The organism is Mycolicibacterium aromaticivorans JS19b1 = JCM 16368 (genome assembly GCF_000559085.1).
Lineage (GTDB): Bacteria > Actinomycetota > Actinomycetes > Mycobacteriales > Mycobacteriaceae > Mycobacterium > Mycobacterium aromaticivorans.
Map to the genome: position 1 here is coordinate 1 of NZ_JALN02000001.1, position 13,703 is coordinate 13,703.

Annotated in this window: 11 protein-coding genes and 4 pseudogenes; 3 read left to right on the plus strand and 12 right to left on the minus strand. The window is 69.0% G+C overall.

Features of this window, described 5'->3' with window-relative positions:
• From Y900_RS00005 to Y900_RS00050, 12 genes and pseudogenes are all read right to left on the minus strand, one after another.
• Positions 1 to 239 (minus strand): FxsA family protein (locus Y900_RS00005; RefSeq protein WP_337588764.1); only part of this gene is annotated, 239 nt, incomplete at its 3' end.
• A gap of 64 nt (positions 240 to 303) precedes the next feature.
• A pseudogene (locus Y900_RS00010) lies at positions 304 to 668 on the minus strand (PPOX class F420-dependent oxidoreductase).
• 4 nt (positions 669 to 672) lie between these two features.
• Positions 673 to 1,045: pseudogene (locus tag Y900_RS30695) on the minus strand (PPOX class F420-dependent oxidoreductase); the annotation flags it as partial.
• Positions 1,046 to 1,075: 30 nt separating this feature from the next.
• Positions 1,076 to 1,386: pseudogene (locus Y900_RS33650) on the minus strand (cobaltochelatase subunit CobN).
• A gap of 118 nt (positions 1,387 to 1,504) precedes the next feature.
• Positions 1,505 to 4,672 (minus strand): annotated as a pseudogene (gene cobN / locus Y900_RS00015) (cobaltochelatase subunit CobN).
• A 33-nt stretch (positions 4,673 to 4,705) separates the two neighbouring features.
• Positions 4,706 to 5,623, minus strand: a complete 918-nt coding sequence (locus Y900_RS00020) for a haloalkane dehalogenase (protein WP_036337536.1) — start codon at positions 5,621 to 5,623, stop codon at positions 4,706 to 4,708.
• 17 nt (positions 5,624 to 5,640) lie between these two features.
• Positions 5,641 to 6,261, minus strand: a complete 621-nt coding sequence (locus Y900_RS00025) for a TetR/AcrR family transcriptional regulator (RefSeq protein WP_036337538.1) — start codon at positions 6,259 to 6,261, stop codon at positions 5,641 to 5,643.
• Between the two features lie 124 nt (positions 6,262 to 6,385).
• Positions 6,386 to 6,799 carry a hypothetical protein gene (locus tag Y900_RS00030; RefSeq protein WP_036337542.1) on the minus strand — a complete coding sequence of 138 codons (414 nt, stop codon included), beginning with the start codon at positions 6,797 to 6,799 and terminating at the stop codon, positions 6,386 to 6,388.
• On the minus strand, positions 6,796 to 8,037 hold the full coding sequence (locus Y900_RS00035) for a DUF58 domain-containing protein (protein ID WP_036337545.1): 1,242 nt from the start codon (positions 8,035 to 8,037) through the stop codon (positions 6,796 to 6,798). The genes Y900_RS00030 and Y900_RS00035 overlap by 4 nt, the downstream gene beginning before the upstream one ends.
• The gene (locus tag Y900_RS00040; RefSeq protein ID WP_036337546.1) at positions 8,037 to 8,999 is read right to left on the minus strand and encodes an AAA family ATPase; all 963 of its coding nucleotides are present in this window, start codon (positions 8,997 to 8,999) and stop codon (positions 8,037 to 8,039) included. The genes Y900_RS00035 and Y900_RS00040 overlap by 1 nt, the downstream gene beginning before the upstream one ends.
• Positions 8,996 to 9,472, minus strand: a complete 477-nt coding sequence (locus Y900_RS00045) for a hypothetical protein (RefSeq protein ID WP_036337550.1) — start codon at positions 9,470 to 9,472, stop codon at positions 8,996 to 8,998. The genes Y900_RS00040 and Y900_RS00045 overlap by 4 nt, the downstream gene beginning before the upstream one ends.
• The gene (locus tag Y900_RS00050) at positions 9,469 to 10,419 is read right to left on the minus strand and encodes a DUF4129 domain-containing protein (protein WP_036337553.1); all 951 of its coding nucleotides are present in this window, start codon (positions 10,417 to 10,419) and stop codon (positions 9,469 to 9,471) included. The genes Y900_RS00045 and Y900_RS00050 overlap by 4 nt, the downstream gene beginning before the upstream one ends.
• Positions 10,420 to 10,449: 30 nt before the next feature.
• Here Y900_RS00050 and cobG point away from each other — a divergent pair, with 30 nt between their 5' ends.
• Genes cobG through Y900_RS00065 form a run of 3 tightly spaced genes read left to right on the plus strand, consistent with a single transcriptional unit; the run spans position 10,450 to position 13,656 of the window.
• Complete coding sequence (cobG, locus tag Y900_RS00055) at positions 10,450 to 11,562, plus strand: precorrin-3B synthase (RefSeq protein ID WP_036337555.1); 1,113 nt, start codon at positions 10,450 to 10,452, stop codon at positions 11,560 to 11,562.
• 16 nt (positions 11,563 to 11,578) lie between these two features.
• Positions 11,579 to 12,205, plus strand: a complete 627-nt coding sequence (locus Y900_RS00060) for a precorrin-8X methylmutase (RefSeq protein ID WP_036337558.1) — start codon at positions 11,579 to 11,581, stop codon at positions 12,203 to 12,205.
• Positions 12,202 to 13,656 carry a precorrin-2 C(20)-methyltransferase gene (locus tag Y900_RS00065; protein ID WP_036337562.1) on the plus strand — a complete coding sequence of 485 codons (1,455 nt, stop codon included), beginning with the start codon at positions 12,202 to 12,204 and terminating at the stop codon, positions 13,654 to 13,656. The genes Y900_RS00060 and Y900_RS00065 overlap by 4 nt, the downstream gene beginning before the upstream one ends.
• Positions 13,657 to 13,703 lie beyond the last annotated feature (47 nt).

The following is a 13,703-nucleotide window of genomic DNA, read 5'->3' on the forward strand; positions in this document are numbered from 1 at the left end:
GGACGAACATCAGGACGGTGCCGAGTGCGACGAGCATGCTGTCGGCCACCGCGCCTGCGGGTCGGTGCGGTGGAGAGTTTGAGGATCTGCTTTTTGACCTGCGAGCCGGCCAGCGCGACACCGATCACTGAGCTCGCCAGCAGGATCAGAAGCGTCCAGCCGATGCCCACCGACCAGGTCAGGGCGGCCAGCACCGCGAGCTCGACCACGGCGTAGAGGAAGAACGTCCGCATCACCATGTACTGGCAACGACTCGGGTACCGGCAGGTTCCGGTTGCTGCTGATAGCAGCCTGAGAGTTCGGTTACGCGGTGATCTCGAGCGCGACGTGCACCTTGTCGATGCCGCCGCGAACCATGCTGTGCAGATAGAACCACCAGGAATGCTGCCAGTAGCGGCGCAGCACCTTGCTGTAGACAGCGTGGGTCTCCGAATCCGCAGCAGCGCGCGGCCTCGGCTGGCCGGCCGAGCGAATGGCTGCAATGGTGACCCGGGGGTGTTGCGGATCCGCTTCACCTTCCAGGACACCCGGTCGGTGATGACCAGCATACGGTCACCGTCCGGCACGCCCCAGATGGCCGTCGGCTTGGGTTTGCCGTCCTTGGTGAACGTGGTGAGCAGCAGATATTTCGATTGGGCGACGTCGTGGAAGGTGGGCGCATGGGTCAGGCGGCCGCAGTTCCAGGCCGACGTTGCGCGTGCTGCCGCCGCGCAGCTTGGAGAAGAAATTGAACACTTTGCGAGCAGCCCATACCGCTTGCCGATCGCGTCGTACACCCGCTCGATCTGCCGGGAGTCGTCGAGGATGCTGGCGACCGCCTCCACGGCTTCGCCCTTGACGTTGCCACTGCGGTCACAGACGGCCAGGGTCACCCGCGGGGTGTTCCGAATCCGCTTGACCTTCCAGGAGTCCTTGCCGGTGATCACCAGAGCACGGTCTCCGTCCGGAGCGATCCAGATCGGTGTCGGCTTGGGCCTGCCGTCCTTCGTGAAGGTGTCAGCGAGACGTACTGGGACTTGATCACTTCGCCGAAGCTGGGAGCCATCCGACCAATGTATCTGGTGCCGGAACGAACCTAGCGTGCCTCGAGGTCGCCTTCGGTCTCCAAGAGCACCTGGCGCAGCCCGTCCAGCGTCGCCGGATCCGGGTTCTCCCACATGGCGCGCCCGACCGCCTCGAGTAGCCGTTCCGACATCCCGTGCAACGCCCAGGGATTGGACTCGTTCATGAACTTGCGGTTCTCCGGATCCAGCACGTAGGATCCGTGAGCTGCTCGTACATCCAGTCAGCCATCACGCCCGCGGTCGCGTCGTACCCGAACAGGTAGTCGACGGTGGCGGCCATCTCGAACGCACCCTTATATCCGTGCCTGCGCATCGCGGCCATCCAGCGCGGGTTTACCACCCGCGCCCGGAACACCCGGGTGGTCTCCTCGACAGGGTGCGGGTGCGCACTGCGTCGGGTCGGGTGTTGTCGCCGATGTAGGCGGCCGGGGCCGTACCGGTCACGCCCGTACCGTCGCCACCATGCCGCCGTGGTACTGGAAGTAGTCGTCGGAGTCGGCGATATCGTGTTCGCGCGAGTCGGTGTTCTTGGCGGCCACCACGATTCGCCGGTATTGGGCGGACATGTCCTCAGCTGCAGGCCTGCGTCGAGTTCACGGCCGTAGGCGAACCCGCCCACGCGGTGTACACATCCGCCAGGTCCGCGTCGTCACGCCAGTTGCGGCTGTCGATGAGTTGCAGCAGACCGGCCCGTAGGTTCCTGGTTTGGACCCGAAAATTCTTGTGGTGGAGCGTCTTTCATCACCGTGCTCGGCGAGGTCGACCTGGGCGTGGGCACGGACGAAGTTCTGCTCGGCCGGCTCGTCGAGGCCGGCCACCAGCCGCACCGCGTCGTCGAGCATCGTCACGACATGCGGGAAGGCATCGCGGAAGAAGCCGGAGATCCGGACGGTCACGTCGATCCGTGGCCGGCCCAGCTCGGACAGCGAGATGGCTTCCAGGTCGACGACACGCCGGGATGCGTCGTCCCACACCGGCCGGACGCCCAGTAGCGCAAGCACTTCGGCGATGTCGTCGCCCGAGGTGCGCATGGCCGAGGTACCCCATACCGACAAACCGACCGACGCGGGCCAGTCACCGTGGTCGGCGCGGTAGCGTTCGAGCAACGAATCGGCCATGGCGACACCGGTTTCCCACGCCAGCCGCGACGGGACGGCCTTGGGGTCGACGGAGTAGAAGTTTCGTCCGGTGGGCAGCACGTTGACCAGGCCGCGCAACGGCGAGCCCGACGGGCCTGCCGGGATGAAGCGGCCGTCCAGTGCGCGCAGCACCTGAGTGATCTCGCTGGCCGTACCGGCCAGCCGCGGCACGACCTCGGTGGCCGCGAACCGCAGGATTGCCGCAACGCCGTCATCGTCGGTCAGCTCCACGACCCTATCGGCGTCCCAGCCGGTGGCCTGCAGACCGGCCAACAGGGCGCGGGCCTGGTTCTCGGCCTCGTCGACCTGGGCGCGGTCAGCGCTGCCGTCCTCGGCCAGCCCGAGCGCCTGACGCAAGCCCGGAAGGTGCTGCTCACCGCCGAACAGCTGCCGGGCGCGCAGGATGGCCAGCACCAGGTCGAGTTGAGCCTCATCGGCGGGCGCGGCGCCGAGGATGTGCAGCCCGTCGCGGATCTGGACGTCCTTGATCTCGCAGAGCCAGCCGTCGACGTGCAGCAGCATGTCGTCGAACGAATCGTCTTCGGGCCGTTCGGCCAGGCCCAGATCGTGATCCATCTTGGCCGCGCGCATCAGTGTCCAGATCTGCTGGCGGATGGCGGGCAGCTTGCCCGGGTCGAGTGCGGCGATGTTGGCGTGCTCGTCGAGCAGTTGTTCCAGGCGGGCGATGTCGCCGTAGCTTTCCGCGCGCGCCATCGGCGGGATCAAGTGGTCGACCAGGGTGGCGTGGGCGCGGCGCTTGGCCTGGGTGCCCTCCCCCGGGTCGTTGACCAGAAACGGGTAGATCAGCGGCAGGTCGCCGAGCGCCGCGTCCGGCCCGCAGGACGCCGACATGCCGACCGTCTTGCCGGGCAGCCATTCCAGGTTGCCGTGCTTGCCCAGATGCACGGCGGCGTGCGCGCCGAAACCGTGCCGCACCCACAGGTAGGTGGCCAGGTAGTGGTGGCTGGGCGGCAGGTCGGGATCGTGGTAGATCGCGACAGGGTTCTCACCGAATCCCCGCGGCGGCTGCACCAGGATCAGAATGTTGCCGGATTGGATTGCAGCAACGACGATTTCGCCGCCCGGGTCGCGGCTTCGGTCGACGAACAGCTCGCCGGGCGGCGGGCCCCAGTGGGCGACCATCGCGTCGGTGAGCGCAGCGGGCAATGCGGCGAACCATTTCCGGTATTGCGCGGCCGGAATGCGAATCGGATTGCCCGCCAGCTGACCGTCGGTCAGCCAGTCCGGGTCCTGGCCGCCACGTTCGATCAGTGCGTGCATCAGCGCGTCGCCGTCGGATGCCTCGACGCCGGGGATGTCGCCGATCTGGTATCCCGCGTCGCGCAGCGCGTGCAGCAGTGCGACGGCGCTGGCCGGGGTGTCCAGGCCGACCGCGTTGCCGATGCGGGAATGCTTGGTCGGATACGCCGAGAACACCAGGGCCAACCGTTTGTCGGCCGGCGCGACCCGGCGCAGAGTGGCGTAGTTGACGGCCAGGCCGGCCACCCGCGCGCACCTTTCCGGGTCCGGCACATACGAGATCAGGCCGTCCTCGTCGATCTCCTTGAACGAGAAGGGGACGGTGATGATCCGGCCGTCGAATTCGGGCACCGCGACCTGGGTGGCAACATCCAGCGGGCTCAGCCCGTCGTCGTTGTCGGACCAGGTGGCCCGCGAACTGGTCAGGCACAGCCCCTGCAGGATCGGGACATCAAGCGCAGCAAGATGTTTGACGTTCCAGTTCTCGTCGTCGTGGCCTGCTCCCGCGGTGGCGGGCTGGGCACCGCCGGCGGCGAGCACCGTGACGACCATCGCATCGGCCGTGCCAAGCAGCTCGAGTAGTTCGGGTTCGGGCGTGCGCAGCGAGGTGCAGTACACCGGAAGCGGGCGACCGCCGGCCTGCCTGATCGCCGTGCACATCGCGCGGATGTAGGCGACGTTGCCCGCCAATTGCTGGGCGCGGTAGTAGAGCACCGCGATCGTGGGGCGGGTATCGGGCCCACGATCGAGCCCGCAGCCGTCGCAACCGTCGCAGCGCGGCTCGAGCACACCCCAGGCCGGAGTGGCCGACGGCGGGGTGAAACCGAAGCCGGTCATCAGCAGGGTGTCGGACAGGAACGCGTGCAGTTGCCGCAGGTTCTCCACGCCGCCCTGGGCCAGGTACGCGTGGGTTTGCACCGCGATTCCGGCCGGCACCGTGGAGCGCTCCATCAGATCCGCGTCGGGGGACTGTTCCCCGCTGACGACGACGGTCGGTCGTCCAGTGGCCACGACCGCGTCGATACCGTCCTGCCAGGCCCGGTAGCCGCCGAGAATCCGTATCACCACGGCGTCGGCGCCTGCGAGGAGCTCGGCGAGCTCGCCGTCGACCAGTCGCGCAGGGTTGCGCAGGAGGAAATCAGCTCCGCTGGCGCGGGCGGTGATCAGGTCGGTGTCCGACGTCGACAGCAACAACACGGTGGGAGGCACCCACCATTCGTACCGTACGGGCGCCTTCTGCCCCTATTCGGAGCGTGGGTTTGCTCGCACGAATGCGACGACGGCCTCGGCGAGTTCCGGCCCCTTGTCCTCTTGCAGGAAGTGGCCTGCTGCGGCGATCGTCACGTGCGATTGTCGACGTGCGCCCGGAACGTGCTCCCGCAGCACCGGCTCAGCCGCGCCGGTGATCGGATCCGAGTCGGAAAATGCTGACAGAAATGGCTTTTCGAAGCGACCCAGCGCAGCCCACGCCGCCCGGTTGGCCGAGGCCGCCGGGTCGTCCGGACTGGTCGGCACGAGCATGGGAAATTGCCTGGCCCCGGCTTGATAGCTGTCGTCCGGGAATGGTGCATCGTAAGCCGCGATGGTCTCGGTCGACAGCTCCGAGACGGACCCGCCGTTGACAATCTGCCCAGCCGGGAACATCGGCACCTCTTGACTGAACTTCTGCCAGGCCAGGAAAGCGTCACCGGGGTGATGATCACCCGTCGGCAGCATGGTGTTGGCCGCCACCACCCGGGCGAACCGATCCGGATGCTCGCCCACGAGTCGCAGCCCGATCAGCCCTCCCCAGTCCTGACATACCAGCGTGAGGTCGGCAAGACCGATCTGCTCGATCGCCGCCCACATCCAATCCACGTGTGCCTGATAGCTGTAATCGTCTCGGCTGGCGGGCTTGTCGCTGCGCCCGAATCCCACCAGGTCGATCGCCACCGCACGCAGTCCGGCATCGACGAGCACCGGAATCATCCGCCGGTACAGGTAGCTCCAGGACGGCTCACCGTGCAGCAACAGCACCACTTCGCCGTTGGACGGCCCCTCGTCGACATAGTGCATGCGGAGCCTGCCGCCGTCACCGGAGTCGACCTCGACGTAGCGCGGTTCGAAAGGAAAGTCCGGCAACGCGGCGAATCGCTCGTCGGGAGTGCGCAATACATCCATTGGTGTGCTCCTGTACCTCAGCGGGTTGGTGGTTCACTGTCGACGGTGGCGGGACACCACTGCCGAAGCTGCATCCGAGCGACGTCGACGGCGTCGCGCATCGGGGTGATGTCCGACCGCACCCGGCCGACCAGCATGCCGCCCTGAAGTGCTGCAATAACGTTGGCGGCCAGGCGATCCGGCTCGGCATCGGCTCTCAGTGCGCCGCGTTGCCGCATCGTGCGCAACCCGTCGGCGAGCAGTCCCACCCATCGGCCGAACGCTGCGTCGACGCGTGGCCGCAAGGCGTCGTCGTCCATCAACTCGGCGGCCAACTTGCCCAACGGACACGCGAACGGGCCGCCGGGAGCCGAGTGCATCTGCACGATGCCGGCCATCCAGGCGTCCAATGTTGGCCAGGAATCGATGTGTGTCAAGCCGGGTTGGGCAGCGAGAACCATCTCCAGCTGTCGGTCGATCACGGCACCGACCAGCTCGGCTTTGTCGTCAAAGTAGTGATAGAGCTGGGATTTTCCGCAACCCGCGACCGCGAGCACGTCATCGAGACTGGTGGCGCGGACACCTCGTCGATAGATCAGCAGCGCTGCGGCGTCCAGAATCGCGGCGCGTGTCCGCCGGCCCCGCGCGGTCAGCGGCACCGGCTTGGCGCGTCCGCCCTTCAGCGCCGCGCCTCGACGGGATCTCCGGGCTTGACCCGAGCGAGCACCATCACTTCAGACTCGACTCCAGAAAGTGTACTGTCAAGTCCAATTTGGCTCCGGGTCAGTCCGCGGGGAACGGGCTCAACACAAGACCGACCACGGCGACCACGGCCACCGGAGCAAGCAGCGGCAGCCACGGCAGGTCGACGGGCAGCGCGGTGGCCAGGGCACCGGCCGCGGCGAAGCCGGCGATCCCGATCGCCGTGACCCGGGTGAGGGTGGCGTAGCTCAACACCAGATACGCCGCCGCGCACACCCCCGACGTCGCAGCCAGCATCGGGTGCGACTCGGTCACCACGATCGCGGCCATCGCCGCCAGAACTGCCACCGTGGCCGCGGCACGCACGTACAGACCGGCGAGGATGGCGATCAGCGCCACCGCGGCCGCGGCGAGCCCACGAGTATCGGCACCGACCGCCGTAGCCGCCGTCATCGCGACTGCGAACGCTGCGGCTGCCAGCCGCCGCACCGTCATGACGACCGCCGGCCACGGTCGGGCACCAGGCTCATCGCCTGGTCGAGGGTGACCTCAGCCGGCCACGGCACCACGTCGACGCCGATGACCCTCATGTCCCGGTACATCGACGAACGCTGCAACGCCCACATCCGCTGCAGAAGCGGCTGGTCGTCGTCAGCAAAGGGCCAGCCTTCGAGCACGTCTACCGCCACCACCGTGTGTCCCCGTTTGCACAGGTCGATCAATGCCAGCGCGAACTGGGTGTCGAGCAGCGTCGAGAACGCCACCACGACGGCGCCCGGCGGGACCGCGGCCCGCGGCGCCAAAGTCCCTTCGGTCTGCTGGTATTCGCTGCCCACGCCGAGCGCCGCGTCGAGCACCCGGTAGAACTGGCGTCGGCCGATATCGGCACCGAGCCACCGTGGCCGGCGGCCCCCGAGGCCGACAATGCCGGCGCGGTCGCCGTTGCGCAGCGCGGTCTGCACGACCTGTGTCGCGCCGCGCAACGCCCGTTCGGTGACGGTGGTGGCCGGGCCCGCGGGCTGCGCACTCATGTCGACGAGCACCACGACGTCGGCGGCCCGGTCGGTCAGCCGTTCGGTGACGTGCAGGCTGCCGCGACGGGCGCTGACCGCCCAGTTGACGGTGCGCAGCTGATCACCCGGAAGGTAGGGGCGAATCTCGGCGAACTCGACGCCCGGCCCGATGTGGCGGGTCAGGTGGGTGCCCAACCGGTCGGGCAGTTCGGTTCGCGGAATCCCGGTCGGTTGCGGGGGCGCTACCGGGAAGACGAACAGGTCCGCGGCGTCGACGGTGGCGGTGCCGGTCAGCAGTCCACCGGCCGCGTCGAGCCGGACCCGGGCGCGCAGTGGGTAGTGACCCCACCTCCCCGCCTTCGCGGACACCGTGGCGCGCCTGCCGTCGGCGGTGATGGTCTCGATGTCCAGGCCGGCCACCGCCCCCAGTTCCAGTGTCGCGTCTGCGCTGTTCTCCGCCAGCTCGGCGCGCAACTGCACCGGCTCGTTCTCGAAGCACCGGGTCAGCGCCGGGTAGCCCATGACCGACACCGACACCGGTCTGCGCTGCCAACTGATCGAGGCGAGCACCCCCAGCATCGGCGCCACGAAAGCGATCAGCTGCCAGCGCGACGCAATCACCGCCGCGGCCAGCCCCACCCCGACACACGTCACGAGCGTCAGCGTCAACGCGGATGCGCGCCAATGCAATACAGCCTCGACCGAACGGGGACCGTCCATCATCGTCCGCTGGCGCGGGGAACCGGCAGGCGCCGCAGGAGTTGTTCGACGACGTCGGATCCGTGCACGCTGCGGACCCACATCTCCGGTCGCAGGCTGATCCGATGGGCGATCGCGGGGACCGCCAGCGCCTTCACGTCCTCGGGGATCACATAGTCGCGGCCCGACACCAGGGCCCGGGCCCGGGCCAGTTGGACCAGATCGAGTTCGGCGCGCGGGCTGGCGCCGACAGCGACCTGAGGATGACTGCGGGTGGCCGTCGCCAGCGACACCACATAGTGCAGAACATCGTCGTGCACTGATACCTGCTCCACCAATTCCCGCATGACCAGCAGATTTTCGGCGTCCACCACCTGGCTGACGGTCACCTCGGCCGAGCCCCGGTCCAGCCGGCGGCGCAGCATCGACGCCTCCTCGGTCTCGGACAGATACTTCAGCGCCACCTTGACCGCGAACCGATCCAGCTGCGCTTCCGGCAGCGGGTAGGTGCCCTCGTATTCGATCGGATTGTCGGTGGCCAGCACGATGAAAGGGGCCGGCAGCAGGTGGGTTTGGCCGTCGATGCTGACCTGGCGTTCGGCCATCGCCTCCAGCAGCGCAGCCTGCGTCTTGGGCGGCGTGCGGTTGATCTCGTCGGCCATCAGCAGATTGGTGAAGATCGGGCCGGGCCGGAATTCGAAGCGGCCCGACTGCATGTCATAGATCGTCGACCCCAGTAGGTCGGCGGGCAGCAGGTCCGGGGTGAACTGCACGCGGGTGAACCGCAGGCCGAGGGCTGCGGCGAAGGACCGGGCGATCAGTGTCTTGCCCATGCCGGGCAGGTCCTCGATCAGCACGTGCCCACCCGCGAGCACCGTGGTGAGGATCAGTGTGAGGGCAGCCCGCTTTCCGACCACCGCCCGCTCGATCTCGTCGAGCACCGCTTCGCAGTACGCCGTCATCGCCGGGGCGGGCATGGTCATAGGCTTTCCATCCGTCGCAGGATCTCCTCGAGGGTGGCGTACCCGGGTCCGGGTTCACGGCTCCGGGTTCGCTCGATGTTGTTCGGATCGACCCAGGGCCACAGCTGGTCGCCGAACACGATGCGCCCGGTCGCCTGCAACGCCACCGGGTCCCGCTGCCGGGTGGCGAGCACGAACTCGCGGGCCAGCCTGGGCCGCAGATGCCGGTCCCAGTCTTCCCGGGTGGAATCCGCCCACTGAACCGTGGACTCGGTGCGCGACCGCCAGCGCCACAATGCCTCCGCCGGGTCGTCCGACGGCGTTTCGAGTACCGGACGACCTTGTGCCGCAACGACAGTCAGTCGGGCAGCAATGAGAAACGCAGCTACCGCAAGCCCTGCGACCGGCATGATCCACCGCCCGGCACTCAGGACGATCGCCAGCACTTCCGCTGCCACGACCAGCAGCAGGCCACCCCCGACCAGCCGGATCACACCGGGCTCCGCAGCTCGCCGAGGACCAGGCGAAGCGCCCGTTCGGCGGTTTCGCGGTGTCCCTCGTTCATCACGTGGGTGGAGAACCGGGCCTCGGCGAACAGGGTGACCAGTTCGGTGGCGCTGCCGGCGGGGATCGCCCGATGTTCGACCGCACGGGCCAGCACCTCCGACGGGGTGTCGGACTCCTGCGGGGCCACGCCCGGGGCATCGGCCAGCGCGTGTTCCATTGCCGCGTAACACGCGATGATGGCCTCCCGCGGTTCACGGCTGAGGTCGCCGACCTCGGCCAGGCCGCGCTCGGCCGCCAGCGCGAGCGATCCGGGTCCGGGCGGCGCCGCGTCGCGGGGGCGGTCGTCAGGCGGCGGTGGCGCAGGCTCCCGCCGCCGTTCGCGGGCTCGGAGCACGATCGCGCCGATCAGCGTTACGAGCAGAAGCGCCACGAAAGCAGCCAGGAGATACCAGAAGAGCGGGTCGGCGGCGGCGGGTTCGGGTAATGGTGGCGGCCGGGAGGCGGCCTGGCCTGGCGGTGCGGCGCCGGTGGGCGTGACGATGGGCGGCGCCGGCGGCGGACCACCACTCAGTTGCGGCAGGCGCACCTGAGCGAGCAGTGCCGCCACCACCGACCACGCCAGCACCGCTGCGACGATCACCAGCACGAAGCGCCAGCTCCGTCGCACACCTACCCCGCCACCGCCGCCGGGTACGTGAGTTCGCGCGGCCTGCGTGGCGCGCTGTGGGTCGCGCAGCTTCGCCACGATCGCGACGATGATGACCAGCAGGCAGGCCAGCACCAGAGTCAGCAGCGCGAGCAGGCTGCCGGTGCCGGCGGTCGGCGGGGTCCGCGGCGACCGCGGCGCGTCCGGCAGATGCCCACGCAACGCGAGGCCGAGCACCAGGACCAGCGCGACCAGTGCGACCACCCGCGGTGTGGCAGCCGTCGCCATCGCCCGAACATACGCCCGTACGGTGGACGGGTGAAGCGTTTGCGTGACGACGACGCCTGCCCCGGTGCCCTGCACGTGCACCAGGCGGCGGACGGCGCGCTCGCCCGCCTGCGGCTGCCCGGGGGGATGATCGCCGCACGACAGCTGGAAGCGCTGGCGCACACGGCCGTCGAGTTCGGCAACGGCACTCTGGAACTGACGGCGCGTGGCAATCTGCAGCTGCGCGGGATACGGGATACAGCGACAGTCGCCGACGCGTCGGCCGCGGCCGGACTGTTGCCCTCGCCGACGCATGAACGGGTGCGCAACATCGTCGCCTCGCCGTTGTCCGGCCGGGTCGGCGGCGTGGCCGATGTGCGGCCGTGGGTGACCGAACTGGATCTCGCCATTCAGGCCGACGCGCAGTTGGCGCGGTTGCCGGGAAGGTTCCTGTTCGGCCTCGACGACGGCCGCGGCGATATTTCCGGATTGGCCGCCGACGCCGGTGTCCATGCGCACACCGACGGGGTCGCGGTGCTGCTGGCCGGTCGTGACACCGGGGTCCGGGTGGCCCCGGGTGACGTGGTGTCCGCGTTGATCACGATTGCGCGGCGGTTCGTTGAGATCCGCGGAAATGCTTGGCGGGTAGCGGAATTGGATGATTCATCGCCGCTGCTGGCGGGCTTCCCGGCGACGGCGGCGCCGGGAACGGAGTATCCGCCTGTGTTACGCCCGCCGGTCGGCTGGATCGGACAGGATGACGGCCGGGTGGCGCTCGGCGCAGCGATCCCCCTCGGTGTCCTGCAATCCCGGCAGGCCGAGTTCGTCGCGGCGATCGACGCGCCGGTGATCATCACGCCGTGGCGCTCGCTGCTGGTCTGCGACCTGGACGAGCCAGTGGCCGACACGGCGCTGCGGGTGCTGGCCCCGATGGGGCTGGTGTTCGACGAGAACTCGCCGTGGCTGGACATCACCGCCTGCGTGGGCAGCCCGGGCTGTGAGAAGTCCCGGGCCGACGTGCGTGCCGAGGCCAGCCGGGTGGCGCTCGAAGAAGACATCAGCGACCACGTCCACTATGTGGGATGCGAGCGGGCGTGCGGCAGTCCCCCGGCTGGTCAGGTGTTCGTGGCGACGGCGGAGGGGTTCCGGCCCGCATCTCGGTAGGCCGTAGGGTGATCGCGTGCTCGACTACATTCGCGACGCTGCCGAGATCTACCGGCAGTCGTTCGCAATGATTCGCGCCGAGGCCGATCTGACCGCGTTTCCCGAGGATGTGGCGCGGGTTGTGGTCCGATTGATCCACACCTGCGGTCAGGTCGACGTTGCCGAGCACGTGGCATTCACCCCCGGCGTGGTCAGCGCGACGCACACCGCCCTGCTGGCCGGGGCGCCGATCCTGTGCGACTCGTCGATGGTCGCGGCGGGGATCACCGCTGCCCGTCTGCCCGCAGGCAACGAAGTGGTGTCCCTGGTCGCCGATCCGCGGGCGCCCGAGCTGGCCCAGCGCACCGGAAACACGCGCTCGGCCGCCGGGGTCGAGCTGTGGGCCGACCGGATGGCCGGCGCCGTCGTCGCTATCGGGAATGCACCGACGGCGCTGTTCCGGCTGCTGGAGCTCATCAACGACGGCATGCCCGCCCCGGTGTCGGTGCTGGGCGGACCGGTCGGATTCGTCGGCTCGGCGCAGTCCAAGCAGGAGCTGATCGACCGGCCGCGGGGCATGGAGTATCTGGTGGTGCAGGGCCGGCGCGGGGGCAGCGCGATGGCGGCCGCCGCGGTGAACGCGATCGCGAGTGAGCGCGAATGACGGGCGTGCTCTACGGTGTCGGCCTCGGCCCCGGCGATCCGGAGCTGGTGACGGTCAAGGCCGCCCGGATCATCGGCGCGGCCGACGTGGTTGCCTATCACAGCGCGCGGCACGGCCGCAGCATCGCGCGGCGCATCGCCGAGCCCTACCTGCGGGCCGGCCAGCTCGAGGAGCACCTGGTCTATCCGGTGACCACCGAGACCACCGAGCATCCCGGCGGCTATGCCGGCGCGATGGAGGACTTCTATCGCGAGGCGGCCGAGCGCATCGCCGCCCACCTCGACGCCGGGCGCGATGTCGCGCTGCTCGCGGAGGGCGATCCGCTGTTCTACAGCTCCTACATGCACATGCACACCCGGCTGACCGAACGGTTCAGCGCGGTGATCATTCCGGGCGTGACGTCGGTGAGTGCCGCCTCGGCGGCAATCGCCACTCCCCTGGTTACCGGCGACGAAGTCCTCTCGGTACTGCCCGGCACCATGCCGGTGCGCGAACTGGCCCGCCGCCTCGCCGACGCCGACGCTGCCGTGGTGATGAAGCTCGGTCGCACGTATCCGCAAGTGCGGGAGGCGCTTTCGATGGCAGGCCGCCTCGACGAGGCGTTCTACGTCGAGCGGGCCAGCACCGACTCGCAACGGGTGCTGCCTGCCGCCGAGGTCGAGGCCGAGTCCGTGCCGTACTTCTCACTGGCGATCTTGCCGGGCGGAGCCGCGGCCAAGCCGGTCACCGGCGGTGTCACCGTGGTGGGCCTCGGTCCCGGTGACGTCGACTGGATGACGCCGCAGAGCCGCCACGAACTTGCCATGGCCACCGATCTGATCGGCTACGGCCCCTACCTGGACCGCGTCCCGGCGCACGCCGGGCAACGTCGGCACCCCAGCGACAACACCGACGAACCTGCGCGGGCCCGCCTGGCGTGCGAGCTGGCCGAGCAGGGACATGCCGTTGCGGTGGTGTCCTCGGGTGATCCCGGCGTCTTCGCGATGGCCACCGCGGTGCTCGAAGAGGCCAAGCAGTGGCCGAACGTATCCGTGCGCGTCATCCCGGCGATGACGGCCGCCCAAGCTGTCGCCAGCCGGGTCGGTGCGCCGCTGGGCCATGACTATGCGGTGATCTCGCTGTCCGATCGGCTCAAGCCGTGGGACATCATTGCCGCCCGGCTCTCGGCGGCCGCCGAGGCGGATCTGGTGCTGGCGATCTACAACCCGGCCTCCAAAAGCCGCACCTGGCAGGTCGCGGCGATGCGGGATCTGCTGTTGGAGCACCGCGAACCGGGCACGCCGGTCGTGATCGGCCGCGACGTCGCCGGACCGCACGAGTCGGTGACGGTGGTGAGGCTTGGTGACCTGGACCCCGCCGATGTCGACATGCGGTGCCTGCTGATCGTGGGCTCGTCGCAGACCCAGTGGTACGGCGACACGGTGTTCACCCCGCGGCGTTACCCTCAGTAATTTCTTTAGGCTCATCGACCACAGCCGTCACAATCGGACGAGATTCG

Coding starts and splice junctions, on each gene's coding strand:
- Y900_RS00020 (WP_036337536.1), bottom strand. CDS start 5,623: ATGGATGTATTGCGCACTCCCGACGAGCGATTCGCCGCGTTGCCGGAC.
- Y900_RS00030 (WP_036337542.1), bottom strand. CDS start 6,799: ATGACGGTGCGGCGGCTGGCAGCCGCAGCGTTCGCAGTCGCGATGACG.
- Y900_RS00035 (WP_036337545.1), bottom strand. CDS start 8,037: ATGGACGGTCCCCGTTCGGTCGAGGCTGTATTGCATTGGCGCGCATCC.
- Y900_RS00040 (WP_036337546.1), bottom strand. CDS start 8,999: ATGACCATGCCCGCCCCGGCGATGACGGCGTACTGCGAAGCGGTGCTC.
- Y900_RS00050 (WP_036337553.1), bottom strand. CDS start 10,419: ATGGCGACGGCTGCCACACCGCGGGTGGTCGCACTGGTCGCGCTGGTC.
- Y900_RS00065 (WP_036337562.1), top strand. CDS start 12,202: ATGACGGGCGTGCTCTACGGTGTCGGCCTCGGCCCCGGCGATCCGGAG.